Raw genomic sequence first — 18,613 nt, 5'->3', positions numbered from 1 at the left:
TTTTCGTGAATGTAGTGGGATGTCCGCCTGAAAGGGGACAGCCCCCTCCTCTGATTATCGGGCCCATCTATTCGAGGCGAACGCGGTCGTAGCCTTTGAATTTCGTTGTTTCGGAGACGATGATGCGATCGCCGTGTTGCAGGCCTTCGAGCACCTGAATGCTGTTTATGGACGCGGCGCCGAACCGAACCTTCACTCGGCTCGCGGACTTGCGGTCTGCATCGAGTTTGAACAACGAAGCTTCCGCGCCGCCCGACTGATCGGCGGGACGACCGACGTAGACCACGTCGGTGAGTACTTTGACCCGAATGGCGCCATCCACCGGGTGGCCGGCGGGCTGTCCTGCCGGGCCCTGGAACTGAATTACTACGCGCACCGTCCCGTTCGAAGGTGGTGAATCGATGCGGGTGACCGTGCCCGCCGCGATGATGCCCCGACCCACTTCGACGGAGGCACTCTGGCCGAGTTGCACCTCGCTGGCGACCGGAGAGGGCACCTGCAACTCGGCTGTATCGGGGCCGGTGATGGCGCCCACGGCTCGGACGAGCACAGGGAACTCGCCGAACTTCACGCTATCCATCCAGACGGCATCCTTCGAGACGCGCGCCTCCCCGGCCATCTGGGGCTGTGCCTGGGCCCAGCGAACAGTGGTCAGCAGGCAAACGGCGGCGAGACCCACGGCTACGGCGGCAGGCACACGAGGAGCAGGCTGCGAGGCACCGGTGAGCCGGAGGACCCGGTGCAGCAAGGGTCCGGTGGCGCTGTTTTGGGCGAATTCGGGCAGGGCCAGGCGAGCCCGCTCCAGCAGCGTGAGGGCTCGCGCGTACCCAATCGAATCGCCGCAGATTTCGACCGCCACGTCGTCGCAGCAGAGTTCCCGTTCGGCGCGGATGCGCGAGGAAACCCACCAGACGGCGGGCTGGTAGAAGAGCACGGTTTCGGCCACGGTCTGAAGCAGGTTGACGAGATAGTCGTGGCGCCGGATGTGCGCCAACTCGTGCACGAGCACGGCTTCCAGTTGCGCGGCGCTGAGGTTCAAAAACGAAGCGGGTGGGATCAGGATTACGGGCCGAAGCCAACCAATGACACTGGGGCTGTCGGCCAGCCGGGAGAGAAGGACGTGTACAGTGCGGGCGACGCCCACGCGCCTGGCCAACCGCGACACGGTCTCCAGCAGATCGGGCGGGACCGGTTCGCCTTCGCGCCGCAGCCGGGCTACGTGACGGGAGCCCCAGAGCAAGCGGAGCGCGAGGAGAATGACACCCGCCGACCAGACGGGCAGTGCCCAGACTTCGGCGGTGGCGATGAAGCGAGGCAGGAGCGCGGTAACGGCCAGGGCGGCTGAACCGGCTGCGTCCACAGATTGTGCTGGCGGCCCCTGGTAGACGGCAGCCGGCCGCGGAGCGCGGTAGAGGAGGCAGACGGTGACAACGGGGGCGGCGCTCATCGCGAGCAAGGCGGCGCAACTGAGTGCGTAACGCAGCCGGACTGGCCGGGGGCCCAGGATCGCCAGGGCGACCCACAACAGGAATGCGACGACGACGCCCTGCCACACGAAGTGGAGCAGTGCCATGCTGATTGCGTGAGCGAGCTCTGTCATTTGTTTTCTCCTTCCAGCCGATCGAGCAGTTTTTCCATCTCCTCCAGTTCACGCCGGGACGATTTGCGGCCGGCGACAGCCTGCAGGACCAAGGCTTTGACAGAGCCGCCGAAGGCGCGCTCCGCGAGGTCGCGCAGCAATTGCCGCTGAGTGTGCTCGCGTGGGTAGCGCGGGCTATAGATCTGCGGCCGGCTCGTGTCGTCGCGAGTGACCAAGCCTTTGCCGGTCATGATTTGCAGCATTTTTAATGCGGTGGTGTAACCCGTGGGTTTGACGCGATTGAGCAGGTGCTGAACCTCACGGACGGAGTGGGGTCCGTGGTCCCAGAGGACCTGGAGAATTTCCAATTCGGCGGAGGTCGGATTGGGCAGGCTGTTTTTCACAACTCATGATGACGAAGAGCTTCGTCATTGTCAACGAAAACTTTCGTCAATTCGGAGGGTGGCTGGCTGCCTGAGATTTTGGCGGTTTGAACATGGGGGTGTGCATGAGGAATGGGCGCTCGGCCTGGAGAGCGAGTGGGTGTGCGCGCGACCGGGTCGGGTCTGCAAGGCCGCAGTTCGGTGGACCGGGGCGAAAGAATCCTGGGAGTTAAGCTGGATTCCGGAGTGAGGCGGGTTGGTGGGCATTTTGGCGAGTTCGGGCGGCGGATCGGGGCTGCTAGTTCTGGACGGGGGTGAGCCCCGGCATTTGCGACTTCCGCTCTCCGAACTCGTCTGCCGGTGGGATCGCGACCCGTCCCAGCGGCAATTTCGAAGGATTGAATGTGTACCTCGGAGTAGGTAGTATTCGGGATCAGAGACGGTTGAGGTACCGTATGTTATTGCATTCACGGACGTTGCTGGACGAGAGGTTGGCCAGCGGGTCACGTGTCTTGGAGCCGTGAAACGCGAGACTGCAAGGGGATAGCGTCTGTAAGCCTTTGTTTTCTGTGGCCTGGAGAAAGGTGCACGTCAGGCCGTCCCCGTTCCATCTCCGTTCCCGCGGGCGTGCACGCCGCCGTCGTTTTTCAGAATGTAGTAGCCGTTGCCCGATGGCGTCGGTACGATGGCGGTGGCCGTGAGGTCGTATCCCTCAATGGCATCGCCGTATGGTGTGGCCGTCCCGACAGTCCACACCTGACCTCGCCTGCCCAACGCCCACAGTCCCTGGCCGTCGGGCGTAGCGGCCGCGAACGTCACGAACTCCCAATCCTGCGGTTCAAACGGAAAGTTTGTGCAGTACTTCAGGTGTCCGCCGCACAACTCGCGAGCTCCGCCGCGCGCGTGGATCGAGCCTCTCTTGCCGACCACCCAGTAACCGGCCTTTCCGGGAACGGCGACGATGGTGCCTGGTTCGTTGACGCTTTCATACACCGGCGCACCCCCTCTCGCCTCGGTTTTGCCAATTTCCACGCCGGTTTGCAGCTGAACCCAGGTACCCCCGTTGGGCGCCTGGGCCGCGCTGGTGAGCCACACCGAGCCGTCATAGTCCGATGCGCTGGCGGTGGGTGCCAGCGCCAGGCACGCCAGCATAGCGGTCGCCACAAAGCGGAGAAGGGATTGATGGGTCGTTTTCATTGTCTGCTCTCTCTCTACGTTTTCGTGAATGCTTACTGGCCTATGGTGCGCGAACTCGCGAGGCCAAACCATGGTTTGGGGATGACTTGGATCTCAACCGGTATTTGCCACAGCGGCAAGCACTTAGGAGCGCGGGTGGCTTGCCAGGGTCACTTTGCCAGGTTCAGATACCAGGCCCTGCCGGCGACCGTGAACCTGATCGACCGGAGGCCGCAGGATCACAGAACCAAAGCCGCCTGCGCGATGGCTCCACCGAGCGGACGTTGAGGGGCTGAGTCGTGCAGTATAGCGGTCCAGGAGTTCAAGAACCGTAGGGGCGTCGGATGCCGGCTGGATACAGAAATCGGCCATCCTGAATGTCTGGATCAAAATGCGAGAAGGACACCAGGACGTCCCGAATTTCCTCCCATCCCGGATCTCGTCCGTTCGGGGTCACTCGGAAGGATCGCTCTAGCGCTTCCTGACAGGAATCAATGTCTTTTCACAAGCGTCGGTGGGTCCGGACAGACAGATCAGGTAAATAGAGCCTCTATCCATACGAACGGATGCTGGCCGCAATTCAGAGGGACTCGCCATTCGCTTTTCTTCGTCAAGACTGAAATCGTCATCCCCGAGTAAGCGGCCCCCTGGATCCCATGCACGGCAATGGTTCACCTGGCGGACCTTGTCGACCGAGCAGTCGAACCACAATCGGTTCTTCCCATCGTTTGGCACATAATGCGCGGACTTGGACACGCCTTGCGGGCGAAAGAAAAGGCCCTGCACAGTGCTTTCCGCCGCGTCGAGATCGAATTCCACAAAGAGCGCCACCAGCGCGGCGGTCACGACGACGGCGATCGACAGTTTCTTGAACCTCAAAAAGTGACGGCCTTGCCATTTCATCAGCCTGACTCCCGCCGGAGAACACTCTACCTTAGGATACAAATGGGACACGCGCTTCTGCTGCGGCACGAGGGTTTTTGCGGGCTTCCTTGCGTTTGCAAAAGGCGGTGACGCCGGAGGCTTGGGCTCCGGTGAGAATACCATCCACCGTGACCCGGTGTATGACCAGACACAGGATGGGTACACCGCGAATGCACGCCCGTCCAGGGCTCGATGCCCGGGCAGCTCTACAGGGCAGGCTGACTTGGTACTTCCACGAAGCGAACGGGTCGGTGCTTTCGAAGAGGCCTAACTTATAGACTGGTGGGCAGTCGGGATGAACGGAGGAGCAGTGGTTACCAGGCGAGGCTTTTTGACAACAGGCGGCTTATTGATGCCGCTGGCGCCGGGCGCTGTGGCGCGTCCCTTAAATGTAGTTTGCGTGGGCGGCCATCCGGACGATCCGGAGTCGGGCTGCGGCGGGACGCTCGCCCGCTACGCGGCGGAGGGGCATCGGGTGAGCATTGTCTATCTGACTCGCGGCGAGCGCGGAGTCGAGGGCAAATCGCTCGAAGAGGCCGCGGCCATTCGCACCGCGGAGGCAGAAGCAGCGTGCCGCATCCTGGGGGCCAAGCCCATCTTCGCCGGTCAGGTCGATGGCGACACCGAAGTGAACTCGGCCCGCATCGAAGCCTTCCGGAAGCTGCTGGCCGCCGAGGCTCCGGACGTCCTGCTGGCTCACTGGCCCATCGACTCCCATGCGGACCACCAGGCGGCCTCCCTGCTCGCGATGCGATCGTACTTCGCCCTGCGAGACCGGCCCGTTCTGTACTTCTTCGAAGTGAACAGCGGGTTCCAATCGATGGGCTTTCAGCCCACGCACTACGTGGACATTCTGGCTGTGCGCGAGAAGAAGAAGGCGGCCCTGTTTGCGCACCGCAGCCAGAATGGCGAACAGATCTATCGCGTTCATCACGAGGTCATGGAGAATTATCGGGGCCGGGAGTCCGGACTGAAGGCCGCGGAAGGGTTTGTGTTGCTCACCCGCGATGGAAAGATGGACCGCTTGCCGGGGCTTTGAGAGGAAGGCGCGTTCCAGAAGCCGAACATCATTGGACGGAATGGCTGACGGGCGGCAGTTCGGCGCGGCGCGTAGGTGGGCGAATCAGTCGAGACCGGACAGGCCGTCGACAGGGGAGCGGGCAATGCGGGAGAAGTTCCACCAACGGCAGCGCAGGCATACATGTATTTTCCCTGGACAATTGTCCCCTGTCTGACCCTGTCCTCAGTTTCCAGCGTTTGTGGTTCTCATCCTGGCATTCCTATATCATCCCAACGACGAAGGAACTCAGTCATCGTTCCATGCGCATAACGCCGTAGACGAGCACGTCCCTCCTGACCGTCGGTGCGCATTTCGAAGTTCGCGTATTGGGCTGGGCCCCGATGATCGGGAGTGTTGAAGTGTTGCCGGAGGACTCCGATGGCAGCGACGACATCCGGATGGCGGATGATTGGGCTTGCCGCCATCGCTTCCGCTGCGGAGTGAGGCCCTTCGCCATATCCGGCGATCGTCCAAACCAAGTCATAGCTATCCTTCGCTTTGTCTCGCTCGTCAAGGGCGAATGCCTTCAGAATGACGAAGGGAAGCAAGTTTGCCACCCGCACAGGCGTGTTCTCCTGTATGCCCCCATCTTCAAGCAGTTCCCCGCTCAAGGCCACCGTGATAAAGTCGGTCCCGGCAAGTTCCGCACCCCGTGTGCGAATGGCGCTGATTTTGGACCCTGCGCCGCCCGGATTCCTGAGGAGCCTTCCGGCTTCCCCGTCTCCCAACGGGCAGAAGAACTCGAGCAGAACGTCGACGCCCTCCACTTCGCGGTGCCAGCGGAAAGTCTCTTCCTGACCGGTCTCTGCGTTTCGGGCAGGAGCGAAGCGTGCGTCCTTCAAGTTCTGCTGCAGGTTCCGATATGCCTCCTCTTCTTCCGTCGCGAGCGAAATTCCCACAACGATGTCCAGGTCCGTGGTCCCCACGTGCCCGGTGATTCCGGCAGAGGGTGTGCCGACAAGGTATCGAGGAGCCAGGCCCCCGATCAAAATCAGCTTCGATCCCCAGGGACCGATCTTCGTCAACAACGTCAGGAGTGCCCGCTCGCATGCGGCAACCGCGGCCGGCGTATAGGGTTCCCGTGGGTGAATCCTCGGATCAGATGTGCCCACCAACGACCTCCTCACGGACCTTCTGCGCTACCTCATCTGAACGGCCGCCTGCCACCAGCGACTCGATGTATGCCCGAGGGCGGGAGACGACGCGGAGGTTTCCACGGCCACTCCAAGTGACGGCATGCCGAAGCGGAAGATTGTGTTCTATTTGATGGAGAAACATGTTTGCGCCCTGATCGGCGAGGGAGCCACCGAGGCTCCGGGCTACCTCTTCCGCCGGCACGCTCGAATCAATCCAAATAGTCGGGGCGGGGTCGACCGTCAACGTCGGCGCGTAAAGGTTGGCGGCGGCAGTCCCGCCTAGCGCCCAGTGCCCGGTGATTTTCGAGATCTCTGGAATCCTGTCCAGGAGGGCGCCTGGAGACCGGCTCCACAGATAGAGAGCGGTCAGTTGCGCTGGCTTGACTGATTCCTCCATCGCCCAGAGTTCCAGCAGACCGCCACGGTCCAGCAATCGCCAGGTGCGATATGGACCGGCGCCCCGAGTTTCGACCAATCCCAGAGCGCTGAGCCGCGTCAATATGCGGCTTGTCAGGGATAGGGACACGCCGGATGCACGTGCCAACTCTGGAAGGAGAATCGTTTCGTGGAGCGGCCTTAAAAGGAGTGTCTCCGCGATCCATCCGGAGCGGCCACGGAGCTTGGCACGAACAGGGTTATCTGAGTTGCGCGTTCCCCCGGAGTCGGGGCGTGTTACTTCCACGAGGAGGCCAGGAGCGGCCAGACGAACGGCACCGGTCGACTGTTCTACCCAGGAAAGTGCCGCAGAGCGAAGGAGGGCGCGAGTGGGTTCGCTGAGCCGGCGAGTGGCAATGAGTGAAAACGGTGTAGTGCGCCCGGCTGTTCCCGTCACGAGATCCTCCGCACGCTCGCGGCTGAGTACGGGCACGTTTAGAACTTCAAACGGCGTAGGAGCACCGCCTTCCAGCCGTACTATGATCGAGCCTGGTGTGAGTCCAGGTTGGACGCTGAGGCCGTCCACTCGGCGGAGGACGCGAAGGAGCCAATCCTTCAGGGACGATGGCTGCGCTGAAACCACATCCGACAGTTTACAGCACGGCGCTAATCTACAGCAAGAGTAAATTAGTAAGATGGAGTAGAAAATGCTTTGTTTCAATATTATACAGACAGACTCCCAGATCGCGAAACAATCGTAAGCCTAAGACGATTCGTCAAACGTGCGGAATCCGATTGCCGGTCTCCGCGCTCGCAGTGGGTTGCCGCCACACCGTGGTCAGCCCCCGGTCGCGCCACGCCACCTGGATTGATCTCGCCCCAACCCGCAGTCACGGTCGACCCCGCACCCGTCGCGGAGGCGTCGTGGAGTGCGGTCGTCGCGCCCCGGCCGGTGAAGTCCTGAGACTGGAAGTTGCGTTGAGGATCGAAGATCGGGCGCGCTTCGGTTCGCCTGCCTGAGGCCTAAAAGGGGAGTTCCCGACGGCATGGAAGAGGCGGTAACGTATGCTTGGGAGGCGATGGTGTTCCCTAAGCGGCGAGCCAAGGTATTCAAGAACGGGCGGCGCCAGGCAGTGCGCATTCCGCGGGGCTTTGAGCTGCCAGGCAAGCACGCTGTGATGCGCAAGGAAGGAGAGAAACTCATCCTGGAAGCCGTCACCCCAAAATCCCTGCTGTCGGTCCTTGCGACGCTCGCGCCCCTGGCCGAGGAGTTCCCCGAGATCCCTAATCTGGGTCCGCGCCCCGTCGAATGCTGATGCGCAACCTGCTCGACACGAGCATCGTCTCCGAGTTGAACCGAAACCCGCAGGGCCGGGTGACGGAGCGGGTCCGGGCGGTGGGTGAAACGCAGGTCGCGACCAGCATCATTGTCGCCGCCGAGTTGCGTTGCGGAGCCGCCGAAGGCGCGCTCCGCGAGGTCTCGCAGCAATAGCCACTATGTGTGTGCGCCCCAAAGTGATCGCCGAGGAAGAACGGAGCTGTCCGGACGCCACGGCATTCGTTGAGCTGGCCTTCCACCGAATTCTGAACGGTCGTCGCATTTGGCAGATCGGTCTCGTCAGCCGGGAGCAGGCCACAACAACGGCACTTCGTATAGAAGAGGGACGGATACAGCCATGGTCGTAATTGAGACTACTCTGGGGACCGGGCCCTGGCCCCTGACAAAGCCGGGACCGATCGAGAGAGTCCTTGTACGTCTGCTCAGCGCGACCATTCCGGCAGCGAATCCTGACTTCGATCCGTTGTTCGAGAACGTGCGCATGTGGTGGGTTGAAATTGACCCGGCGGGCGTGCCGCAACGGGAACTCGGCTTCGATGAACAAGGACAAATCATCGTAGCGGCTCCTCTTGGAGACAACTTCGGTTTCTTTACTGATTCCAACATGACCTTCTCCCCGAACGAGCATCCTACGGTGTTGAATGCTTCGTTCGAGTCGGCATGGGCCGAGTTTGAAAGTCACTGGGCCGAGCGCAGCCGAGCGTGAGCGAGTTCTCCTCGTAGCGAGCGAAATCTCGTAATCCGGCCTGCAATTTGAACCCGAGCCACACCCTCAATACTTCATCAGCTTCACGCGCACCACCGTCCCCGCGCCCGGCAGCCGCAACCCGAAAAAGATCTCGTCGCCGCTCAACTGCCGGCGCGCTTTCCACACGCCATTCTCATAGGCGCCTTCTTCCGCACTCACGAAATCGGCCCGCGGCGCGGCTGACCCAAACTTCGGCCGGAAGTTCACCGTCGTGTCGAAGCCGGCGATTACGAATTCCTCCGGACCCACCTGCCCGATCAGGACCCGCCCCGTGGTCTTCGGCGTGCCCGCCGCGCGCGCTCCGCCATAGCCCCAATGCGAGGGTCCGAACTGCGCCATCGACTCATAGGCTCCGAAGTCGCCTACCAGCGTGGCAATGCCGGTCTCTTCCACGAACGAGCGCAGCTGCCCGTACTTCTTCGCTTCGGCCAGCAGCGGAGTCGCCGCCGCCACTACGCGATAGGTCGCCGACAGGTCTCGCAGGTTCTCGGGGATCGAGCCGGTGTCTCCTTCCGCTGAACCTTCCACGCCAAACACCGATACTCCGATGCCGCGCAGATCGCCCAGCGCGTAGAACATGCGCCGGCAGAAGCCCAGGTCGCGCCCGGTCTCCGGAATCAGGAGCGGGTTGTCCGGCCGGCTGTAGGGCGTTGCTTCCTCGACGTACTGCACATAGCTCTGCTTGTAGATGTCCGGCGAGATCCAGTCGATGGACGGCACCAGCGCCTTGTAGAGGGGCAGCATACGGGTCGTGGCGCCGCCGCTGGGATGCGAGAAGCCCGGCTCGTAGAAACCGTCCTGGATGTCGCTCCAGACGTTCAGGAACATCGGCAAGGGGAACTCGCGCTTCCCTGCCTCGGCCACGCGCTGCAGATACTTCGCCTGATAGTAGGCGGCGAAGGTCTCGCTGCCATAGGCCCCGAAGACTTCGTTCCACGTGCCGCTGCCGGTCTTCCCGAACGCCTTTACCGCCTCGGCTGGAGCCGCCTGGGCAAACAGTTTGTTCGCGCTTTCGGAGTGATCGCGATCGGTGCCCAACACGCCGGCTTCGTTCTCCACCTGCACGGCGATTACGGTGTGCTGCTCCCCGTCGATCTCCTTCAGGTGCCGCATGAAGGCCGCAAAGCCCTTCGCGTCCGCCGCCTGCGTCGCTTCCACGTGGGTGGCCAGCGCCCGGATGGGGCTGCCGGTCTGATCGATCATGCGCGGATACTTCTGAACGTTCTCCTTCACCCAGGCCGGGGCAAAGTGCATTGCGCCGTTCTTGAAGCCACCGAACCAAAGCAGGATCAACCGCAGGCCGTTGGCGCGCGCTCCGGCCACCAGCCCGTCGACCAGGGCGAAATCGAAGCGTCCTTCCGCCGGCTCCACCGCCTGCCACTGGATGGGAATCTCCACGGTATTGACGTGGATCCGCTTGGCGAGCGGCCAGGTGCGCTGCAACTCCGCGGGGAAGCCGCTGGAATTCCCGGTCTGGATGCCCAGGATCAGGAAGGGCTTGTCGTCTACCAGGAACTGGAAGCCGCCCTTGTCTTTCATCAGACGCGGCATGGGCGCAGCCGCCAGACTCACCGAGGCCAGCAGCAGGACCGCCATCGCTTTCGTATACATGAAGCCTCCTGGAACGCGTTGAGCCGGGAAATGGCGTGACGCGGGACTCCGCCGGAACCGTGCCCCGGTTTCGTCCCACAGACAGCATACAGCGGACAGGCGACTCCGGAATAGCAACCTGCCCATTGAGGAACCAACGGCCTGCAATCGCTCCCACAGCCATAGCGGCCAACTTCAGCAGTCGGGGGCAGCACCGCTGGTTTGGCCCGCCAATTGCCCGAATAGTAAGTCGACCCGGCCCTCCCGGTCAAGACCTACCACGGATGGGCGGAGTTGCCACACGGGGATCGTCTCTCGCACGCGGGAATCAGGGGCCCGCTCGAGTGCGCCGCCGCCAGTCGCCCAATCCTCCCTCCCAAAAGGGCTGCCTGGCGGCGGCCCGCAAAATGCCTTGGGCAGAGAGAGTCGAATTGGAGAGCGAGGAGCCAGGCTATGACATCGTGGACTGATTTTCGCGGCAGGCACAGGCACCAGTTGCCCGATTTGATCTTTCTGCTGCTAACTGTTGTCCCCTGGCTGATCTTCGCGCTGCTGCCCTACCTGGCTTCCAAATGATCAGCGCCGGGCGGCCAGGCCAATAGCGAATCGCCGGACCAGCGGAGCCGCGCTCTCGGCGGTGCTGCGGAAAGCCGCCAGCCACAGGCCGTACGCCAGGCACAACTCCACCGCACACGGCACAAACTCCCGCAGCAGCCGCGCGCGCCCTCGGCCGCGCAGGCCATTCCTCCACAGCCTTTCTACGGCGCGCATCTCTTCCCGGTAGAGGTCCAGGGCATAGCCAGGCGCCTCCAGCAGCGCCCAGTTGATGAGCGCCGCGGGGGCAGGCCCAGCGACGCAGCCCAGCACCGTCGCTTCGGCCATCCGTTCGATTCGCGAACGCACATCCGCGGCGTCGATCACGGCGAGCCTGTCCTCCAAAAGCCGCAACCTCTTCTCGATGTTCGACTCGACAGCCTGCTGGAACAGCGATTCCTTGCTATGGAAGTGCAGGTACAACACCGGCTCCGAGACGCCGGCTGCTTCGGCCAAAGCCTGTGTGGTTGTGGCGTGCAACCCGGTGCGGGTGAACAGAGTGGCCGCAATCCGCAGCACCTGGCTCCGCCGGATGGCGGCTGTCAGCCGCTGGCCGCGCCGCCGGGTCCGCGGCTCCTCCTTGGCTCCGGAGATGAGTGGGGCGGGGGTCGAGGTATCAGGCATGGCGCTTCAACCGGGGCTGCGTTTGGCGGGATTGAGCGCCTCCACCAGGTAAGAGGTGTAGACGCCGTTCGCGAGCAAGTGAACACCCTTCCTCGACAACCGGCGGAGCAGCGCCCGTCCGGCCTGGTCGATGGTCGTCAGGTCCCGCAGCAGCAACTCGACCGGCTTGCCCGCGGAGATCTCCTCGTCACAGCAGTTCTCCACTGTCTCGACGCTGTCACTCATGAGCTGGCCGTCCACCATGATCGTGGTGTGCGATGGCTCTTTCACCGTGCTGATACGGAACATGAACCTTCCGCCTCATCGCCGACAACTGCACGCCGGGTGCCAGCGCGGCGAGTGGAGCCCGAAGTGCCTCCACCCGCGGTAGCCGGCGCCAGCCCCTTTGGCCCCAGGTCCAAAATGCCGAACCCCGACAAATGCCAACGTCAATTGCCGATCTCGGCACCTATTGATAGGCTTCTGGATATGGAGATCCCGGATTCCGAAATCTATCGAGCGCTTTTCGATCTCTCGCAGGTTGTCGCCGGGCACGCCGATCTGGAGACCGTCTGCAACTCCCTGGCGGCCTCCCTGCGCCAGGTTGTCCCCTTCGATTTCCTGGCGCTGGTCCTGCATGATCCGGTGAAGGATCAATTGAGGCTCCACGCCATCAGCGCCAACCGCCCGTATAAGGACCGCCAGCGAGTCATCGATTCGCGAGGCGAGGACCCCGGCGCCCGCGTCTGGCGCGAGCAGATACCGATGGTACTGTCGCCGCTCGAGCAGGAGACCCGCTGGGGCGACCTGGTGCAGGAGGCCCTGGACGAAGGCATCCATGCGATGGTGCTGGTGCCACTGTCGAACGGCGAGCGGCGGTTGGGGCTCCTGGGCTTCGGGTTCGGCACGCCGTTCCAACCGGACCAGCGCGCGCTCCAGTTTTTCCAGCGTGTTGCGGCGGAACTCGCTGTTTCCGTGGAGGGATATCTCACACGCCAGGCCCTGCTCCACGAACGCGACCGGATGCGCGTGCTGTTCGAGATCACCAACTCGCTGGTCTCCAAGCTGCCGATGGAGGAGCTGTTCTCGGCGATCTCCACCCAGCTGAGCAGCGTGGTCGCGCACGATTTCGTGCTGATGGCCCTGCTCGAGAAGACCTCCGGCCACATCCACCTGACCGCGTTGCACTGCCCAGCAGGAATGCTCTTTGAGCCGGAGGAGATCTCAGTGAGCCCGCAAGGGATGCCGGCTGGCGAAGCCATTTCCACGGGCAGACCGGTGGTCCTCGCCGGTGATGAACACGACCGTTTCACCGCGCCGGTCTACCGCAAATACCGCCACCTGGGCTTCCAGTCGAGTTGCTCCATCCCACTGGTGGGGACCAATGGGATCTCGGGGGTGCTTGACCTGGGCCGCCGGAGCGGCCAGCCGTTCACCCCCGACGAGGTGGACCTGCTGGTCCAGGTCGCCCGGCAGATTGCCATTGCGACGGAGAACGCACTGGCATACCGCGAGCTTTCCGAGCTGAGGGATAAACTGGCGACCGAGAAACTATACCTGGAAGACGAAATTCGCTTCGACCAGAATGTCGGCAGCATGATTGGCGAAGGGCCGGCGTTTCAGGCCGTGTTGAGCGGCATTCAGGTGGTCGCGCCCACGGACGCGACCGTATTGATTGAAGGCGAAACCGGCACCGGCAAGGAACTGGTGGCCCGGGCTTTGCACGATCTCAGCGGACGGTGTAAACGTTCCTTCATTAAGGTGAATTGCGCCGCCATTCCGGCGACGCTGCTGGAGAGCGAGCTTTTCGGCCACGAAAAGGGGTCATTTACGGGCGCGTTTGCCCAGAAGATTGGCCGGTTCGAACTGGCCCACCAGGGGACGCTGTTTCTGGACGAGGTGGGCGAGATTCCGCTGGAGCTGCAATCGAAACTGCTGCGGGCGATCCAGGAACAGGAACTGGAGCGCCTGGGCGGCAACCGGACGATCCGCGTCAATGTGCGGTTCGTGGCCGCCACCAATCGCGGCTTGAAGAAGATGGTCGAAGAAGGCAAGTTCCGCAGCGATCTTTACTACCGTCTGCACGTATTCCCGCTGACGGTGCCGCCGCTGCGCGAGCGCAAGGAAGATATCCCATTGCTGATCCGCTACTTCACCCAGAAGTACGCGACGCGGATGAACCGCCCCATCGAGTCGATTCCGTCGTCGACCATCGAGGCGCTGACGAATTATGACTGGCCCGGCAACATTCGCGAACTGCAGAATGTGATCGAGCGTTCAGTCATTCTCAGTCCGGGCCGGGTGCTGGTCGTCACCTTGCCCGAGATCTCGAAAGCGGCGCCGCCGCCGAGGACTTCGCGGATCGAGGAGTCGGTCGAACGGGACCGCATCCTGCGTGCACTCCGGGCAACCCGAGGTAAGGTGGCCGGGCCGCATGGCGCGGCGTCCCTGCTGGGACTGCGGCGGACGACGCTGCAATCCCGTATGAAGAAGCTAAGTATCGAGCGCGAGTACAACTAAATTCGGCAGTTGCCCGGCAAGTGCCGAAGCTGCCGAAGGGCCGGCCGGCACACAGCCCGGAAGTTGCTCAATCCAGGTATCCATTTCTGGCGTCCCATTTGCCTAGAGAGAGGGTGACATGGAAACGCGAGATGCGCTGGCAGTCTTCGGCACCGGGAATCCGACTCAACTCTCCCACGGCAGGTTTCGACGAAGCCTCTTCCCTTCCCCATCCGGACAACACCGGCACTTCGGCACGGTGCCGAAGCGGCTGGCCGGCGCAAGCCTGGTCCTAATGGCATTTGTTCTCTCCGGCTGCAAGCCCCAGGCGCAAGCACCGGCACCGGGCCTGCCGGAGGTAGCGACGGTGACGCTGGCGCAGGAGCCGGTCACCCTGACCACGGAACTGCCGGGGCGGACGTCGGCGTATCTGGTGGCCGAGATCCGGCCGCAGGTGAACGGCCTGATTCAAAGCCGCCAGTTCCGGGAAGGATCCAATGTGACGGCCGGCGACCTGCTCTACCAGATCGACCCGGCTCCTTACCAGGCGGTGCTGACGCAGGCCAAGGCGTCGCTGACGACGGCGGAAGCCGAGTTGGTCACGGCCGAGGCCAACCTGCCGGCGCTGCGCTCGCGGGCGGAGCGGCTGAAGACGTTGGCGGCCACGCGCGCCGCGGCGCAGCAGGATGCGGATGATGCCGGCGCCGCGCTGCGGCAGGCCGAGGCCAATCTGGCGGCCAGGAAAGCGTCGGTGGAGATCAACCGCGCCGCGCTGGAGAGCGCGCGGATCAACCTCTCCTACACGCCGATCCATGCCCCCATCTCCGGCCGGATCGGCATTTCCAGCATCACGGTGGGCGCGCTGGCGGCGGCCTACCAGCCTACGGCGCTGGCGGTGATCCAGCAGCTCGACCCCATCTATGTGGATGTCGTGCAGTCGAACGCGGAGCTGCTGCGGCTGCGCAGCCGGCTGAAGAGCGGGCAGCTGAAGCCGGACAGTTCTTTCCTGCGCAAGGTGAAGCTCAGCCTGGAAGACAAGTCGATTTATCCGCAGGAGGGCACGCTGCAGTTCCGGGATGTGACGGTGGACTCTACCACGGGTTCGGTCACCCTGCGGCTCGTGTTCCCAAATCCGAACAATGTCCTGTTACCCGGGATGTTTGTGCGGGCGCTGATCCAGGAAGGCATCAACCAGCAGGCGCTGCTGGTGCCGCAGCAAGGCGTCGGCCGCGACACCAAGGGCCTGCCCTACGCCTGGATCGTCGGCCAGGACGACAAGGTGGAACAGCGGACTTTGGAACTGGACCGGGCCATTGGGGATAAGTGGCTGGTGACCAGCGGCTTGTTGGCGGGCGACCGGATCATCGTCGAGGGCCTGCAGAAGGTGCGCCCGGGCGTCCGAGTGCGCGCGGTTCCTCTCTCCGCGCCCACGCCGCAACCGGAGACGAAGGGGAAGGATCATGTCTAAATTCTTCCTGCACCGTCCGGTGTTCGCGTGGGTGATTGCGATCGCCATGATGCTGGGGGGCGTCCTGGCGATCTACAACCTGCCCATTTCGCAGTATCCGCCCATCGCTCCGCCATCGATCTCGGTCCGCGCGGTGTACCCCGGCGCGACGGCCAAGACGGTGGAGGACAGCGTGGTGCAGATCATCGAGCAGAAGATGACCGGCCTCGACAAGATGCTGTACCTCTCGGCCACCAGCGACTCGTCGGGGAGCGCGGCGCTTGAACTGACTTTTGCTCCGGGCACCGATCCGGACCTGGCCTGGTCGAAGGTGCAGAACAAGCTTCAACTCGCCATGCCCATGCTGCCGGAGGTCGTGCAGCGGCAGGGCGTGACGGTGAGCAAATCGACGCGCAATTACCTGATGCTGGTGGGCCTGGTGTCAGAGGACTCCTCCCTGGACAATAACGACCTGAACGACTATGCGATTTCGCAGATCCAGCCGTCGCTGGCGCGCGTACAGGGTGTGGGTGAGGTGGAGGCCTTTGGTTCGCAGTACGCCATGCGGGTCTGGCTGGACCCCGACAAGCTCACCCAATACAGCATGACTTCGGACGACGTGGTGGCGGGCATCCGCACGTATAACGTGCAGGTATCGGCGGGGCAGTTTGGCGGGATTCCCGCCATCCCCGGCCAGCGGTTGAATGCCTCGATCCTGGTGCAGTCGTTGCTGAAGACACCCGAGGAGTTCGCCGCGATTCCGCTGCGCAACAATCCGGACGGCTCGATTGTGCGCGTGCGGGACGTGGCCCGAACGGAACTGGGCACCGAGTTCTATGACGTGAATGCGTCGTTCAACGGCAAGCCTTCCGCGGCGCTGCCGATCCGGCAGGAACCGGGCGCGAATGCGTTGGATACTGCCGCGCGGGTGAAGGCCAAGATGGACGAGCTCTCGAGGTTCTTCCCACCCGGCATGAAGGTGGTCTACCCCTACGACACGACACCGTTCGTGCGGGTGGCGATTGGCGAAGTGGTACGGACGCTGATTGAAGCCATCGTGCTGGTGTTCCTGATTATGTACCTCTTCCTGGGGAATATGCGGGCGACGCTGGTGCCCACCATCGCCGTGCCAGTGGTGATTCTGGGCACGTTCGGCGTGCTGGGCGCACTGGGGTTCTCGATCAACATGCTGACGATGTTCGCGATGGTGCTGGCCATCGGCCTGTTGGTGGACGACGCCATTGTGGTGGTGGAAAACGTGGAGCGGGTGATGAGCGAGGAGGGCCTGCCTCCGTGGGAGGCCACCATGAAGTCGATGGAGGAGATCACGGGCGCGCTGGTGGGCATCGGCTTCGTGCTATCCGCGGTGTTCGCGCCGATGATTTTCTTCCCGGGGGCCACGGGCATCATCTACCGCCAGTTTTCAGTCACGGTGATCGCGTCGATGCTGCTGTCAGTCGTCGTGGCCCTGGTGCTGACGCCGGTGTTGTGTGCGTCGCTGCTGCAGCCGGTGGCGAAGGGTCACGAAGCGGCGGAGACCGGGTTCCGACTGTTGCGCCCGTTCTTCCTGGGTTTTGACCGAGCCTTCAACTTCCTGCGGGACAAATACCAAGCGCTGGTGGGCCGCATCCTGGGCGCGCGAGTGGTCTCGCTGCTGGCGTTCGCCGTGATTGTCGCGGCGATGGGGTATCTCTTCCAGCGTATGCCGACGGCCTACCTGCCGGATGAGGACCAGGGCATTCTGATGGCGATGGTCCAGCTGCCGCCCGGGTCGACGCGGGAGCAGACCGAAGGGGTGATGGAGAAGCTGCGGCGGCATTTCCTGGAAGACCAGAAGGAAGCCGTGGAGTCGTGCATGACGGTCTCCGGCTACAGTCCCGCCGGCCGCGGGCAGAACCAGGGCTTCGCGTTCATCATGTTGAAGGACTGGAAGCTGAGGGAGAAGCCCGGACTGCGCGCCAAGGAGGTGGCGGGCAAAGCGATGATGGCGTTCGCCGGCATGCGCAATGCCATCGCGTTTGCGTTTCCGCCACCCGCGGTGATCGAACTGGGCCAATCCAATGGTTTCGACTTCATGCTGCAGGATCGGGGCGGCCTGGGGCACGACGCGTTGATGGGTGCCCGCAGACAACTGCTGCAACTGGCGGCGCAGGATCCGCGCCTGGTGCGTGTCAGGCCGAACGGCCTGGACGATGTGCCGGAGTACCGCAGTGAGATCGACTGGGAGAAGGCCGGCACGTGGGGCGTGCCGATCTCCAACATCCACAGCACGATTTCGGCGGCATTCGGCAGCGCCTATGTGAACGACTTCATCCAGGGCGGCCGCGTGAAGCGCGTGTACGTTCAGTCGGACGCGCCATATCGCATGCTGCCCAGCGATCTGGAGCGGCTGTATGTGCGCAACAGCAAGGGCGCCATGGTGCCTGTGAATGCGCTGGCTTCGGGGCGCTGGGCGTACAACTCGCCCCGGCTGGAGCGTTACAACAGCTTCCCCGCCCTGAACTTCCTGGGCGAGCCCGCGCCTGGCCGGAGCTCCGGCGAGGCGATGCAGGCGATGGAAGAGATCGTCTCGAAACTACCCAAGGGCATCGGTTTCGACTGGACCGGGCTTTCGTACCAGGAACGCATGGGGCAGGCCCAGACCGGGCTGCTGTACTCGTTTTCGATCCTGGTGATCTTCCTGGTGCTGGCGGCGCTGTATGAGAGCTGGTCGGTGCCGATCTCCATCATGCTCGCCCTGCCGTTGGGCGTAATCGGCGGCGTGGTGGCGTCGTCGTGGCGCAACCTGCCCAACGATGTGTACTTCCAGATTGGGCTGCTGACGGTGCTGGGGCTGACGACGAAGAACGCGATCCTGATCGTGCAGTTCGCCAAGATCCGGCTGGAAGAGGGAGTGGGGCTGGTGGAGGCCACGCTGCAGGCGGCCAAGCTGCGGCTGCGGCCAATTGTCATGACCTCGCTGGCTTTCGGCTTCGGCGTCCTGCCGCTGGCCATTGCCAAGGGGGCAGGCGCCGGTGCGCAGCAAGCGATTGGCACCAGCGTACTGGGCGGCATGATCACCGCCACGTTCCTGGCGATCTTCTTCATCCCGCTGTTCTTCGTGATGGTCGTGCAGTTGTTCAGGAATCGAGACGCCACGACGGCGGGGGAGGGCCGATAA

The 18,613-nt window shown here is 63.2% G+C and carries 16 protein-coding genes; 8 read left to right on the top strand and 8 right to left on the bottom strand.

Annotation, left to right across the window (positions count from 1 at the left end; all coding sequences use genetic code 11):
- Nucleotides 1–67: 67 nt before the first annotated feature.
- The 4 genes from ACR9Y2_RS28370 to ACR9Y2_RS28355 all read right to left on the bottom strand — a co-directional run bounded on the left by ACR9Y2_RS28370 (nt 68) and on the right by ACR9Y2_RS28355 (nt 4,041).
- Nucleotides 68–1,600: a M56 family metallopeptidase gene (locus ACR9Y2_RS28370; protein ID WP_435045243.1), complete on the bottom strand. Its 1,533-nt coding sequence runs from the start codon at nt 1,598–1,600 to the stop codon at nt 68–70.
- On the bottom strand, nt 1,597–1,983 hold the full coding sequence (locus ACR9Y2_RS28365) for a BlaI/MecI/CopY family transcriptional regulator (protein WP_194449692.1): 387 nt from the start codon (nt 1,981–1,983) through the stop codon (nt 1,597–1,599). The genes ACR9Y2_RS28370 and ACR9Y2_RS28365 overlap by 4 nt, the downstream gene beginning before the upstream one ends.
- A gap of 570 nt (nt 1,984–2,553) precedes the next feature.
- On the bottom strand, nt 2,554–3,159 hold the full coding sequence (locus ACR9Y2_RS28360; protein WP_435045242.1) for a hypothetical protein: 606 nt from the start codon (nt 3,157–3,159) through the stop codon (nt 2,554–2,556).
- 450 nt (nt 3,160–3,609) lie between these two features.
- Nucleotides 3,610–4,041, bottom strand: coding sequence for a hypothetical protein (locus ACR9Y2_RS28355; protein ID WP_435045241.1), 432 nt, complete (start codon nt 4,039–4,041; stop codon nt 3,610–3,612).
- A 373-nt stretch (nt 4,042–4,414) separates the two neighbouring features.
- Here ACR9Y2_RS28355 and ACR9Y2_RS28350 point away from each other — a divergent pair, with 373 nt between their 5' ends.
- The gene (locus tag ACR9Y2_RS28350; protein WP_435045240.1) at nt 4,415–5,101 is read left to right on the top strand and encodes a PIG-L deacetylase family protein; all 687 of its coding nucleotides are present in this window, start codon (nt 4,415–4,417) and stop codon (nt 5,099–5,101) included.
- A 227-nt stretch (nt 5,102–5,328) separates the two neighbouring features.
- On the opposite strand, the gene ACR9Y2_RS28345 is transcribed toward ACR9Y2_RS28350, so the two are convergent.
- Entirely contained in the window at nt 5,329–6,150 is an 822-nt protein-coding gene (locus ACR9Y2_RS28345) for a hypothetical protein (protein WP_435045239.1), read from the bottom strand.
- 1,529 nt (nt 6,151–7,679) lie between these two features.
- On the opposite strand from ACR9Y2_RS28345, the gene ACR9Y2_RS28340 reads away from it, so the two are divergent.
- From ACR9Y2_RS28340 to ACR9Y2_RS28330, 3 genes are all read left to right on the top strand, one after another.
- A complete protein-coding gene (locus ACR9Y2_RS28340) occupies nt 7,680–7,949 on the top strand; it encodes an antitoxin (protein WP_435045238.1) in 270 nt (89 codons plus the stop codon).
- Entirely contained in the window at nt 7,949–8,125 is a 177-nt protein-coding gene (locus ACR9Y2_RS28335; protein WP_435045237.1) for a hypothetical protein, read from the top strand. Before ACR9Y2_RS28340 ends, ACR9Y2_RS28335 begins: the two co-directional genes overlap by 1 nt.
- Nucleotides 8,126–8,309: 184 nt before the next feature.
- Nucleotides 8,310–8,678: a hypothetical protein gene (locus ACR9Y2_RS28330; RefSeq protein ID WP_435045236.1), complete on the top strand. Its 369-nt coding sequence runs from the start codon at nt 8,310–8,312 to the stop codon at nt 8,676–8,678.
- A 66-nt stretch (nt 8,679–8,744) separates the two neighbouring features.
- Here ACR9Y2_RS28330 and ACR9Y2_RS28325 read toward each other — a convergent pair whose 3' ends face one another.
- On the bottom strand, nt 8,745–10,331 hold the full coding sequence (locus tag ACR9Y2_RS28325) for a DUF5597 domain-containing protein (protein ID WP_435045235.1): 1,587 nt from the start codon (nt 10,329–10,331) through the stop codon (nt 8,745–8,747).
- 432 nt (nt 10,332–10,763) lie between these two features.
- On the opposite strand from ACR9Y2_RS28325, the gene ACR9Y2_RS28320 reads away from it, so the two are divergent.
- Nucleotides 10,764–10,886, top strand: coding sequence for a hypothetical protein (locus ACR9Y2_RS28320; protein ID WP_435045234.1), 123 nt, complete (start codon nt 10,764–10,766; stop codon nt 10,884–10,886).
- On the opposite strand, the gene ACR9Y2_RS28315 is transcribed toward ACR9Y2_RS28320, so the two are convergent.
- Entirely contained in the window at nt 10,887–11,528 is a 642-nt protein-coding gene (locus ACR9Y2_RS28315) for a TetR/AcrR family transcriptional regulator (RefSeq protein WP_435045233.1), read from the bottom strand.
- A gap of 6 nt (nt 11,529–11,534) precedes the next feature.
- Nucleotides 11,535–11,816, bottom strand: coding sequence for a hypothetical protein (locus tag ACR9Y2_RS28310; protein ID WP_435045232.1), 282 nt, complete (start codon nt 11,814–11,816; stop codon nt 11,535–11,537).
- Between the two features lie 180 nt (nt 11,817–11,996).
- Here ACR9Y2_RS28310 and ACR9Y2_RS28305 point away from each other — a divergent pair, with 180 nt between their 5' ends.
- The 3 genes from ACR9Y2_RS28305 (at nt 11,997) to ACR9Y2_RS28295 (ending at nt 18,613) form a co-directional block, all read left to right on the top strand.
- The gene (locus ACR9Y2_RS28305) at nt 11,997–14,027 is read left to right on the top strand and encodes a sigma 54-interacting transcriptional regulator (RefSeq protein ID WP_435045231.1); all 2,031 of its coding nucleotides are present in this window, start codon (nt 11,997–11,999) and stop codon (nt 14,025–14,027) included.
- Between the two features lie 274 nt (nt 14,028–14,301).
- Nucleotides 14,302–15,474 carry an efflux RND transporter periplasmic adaptor subunit gene (locus ACR9Y2_RS28300; protein WP_435046340.1) on the top strand — a complete coding sequence of 391 codons (1,173 nt, stop codon included), beginning with the start codon at nt 14,302–14,304 and terminating at the stop codon, nt 15,472–15,474.
- Complete coding sequence (locus tag ACR9Y2_RS28295) at nt 15,464–18,613, top strand: efflux RND transporter permease subunit (RefSeq protein ID WP_435046339.1); 3,150 nt, start codon at nt 15,464–15,466, stop codon at nt 18,611–18,613. The genes ACR9Y2_RS28300 and ACR9Y2_RS28295 overlap by 11 nt, the downstream gene beginning before the upstream one ends.

This window comes from Paludibaculum fermentans, assembly GCF_051172195.1.
Lineage (GTDB): Bacteria > Acidobacteriota > Terriglobia > Bryobacterales > Bryobacteraceae > Paludibaculum > Paludibaculum fermentans_A.
Note: the sequence above shows the minus strand (reverse complement) of the source record. Positions and strands in the feature narration are given on the sequence as shown.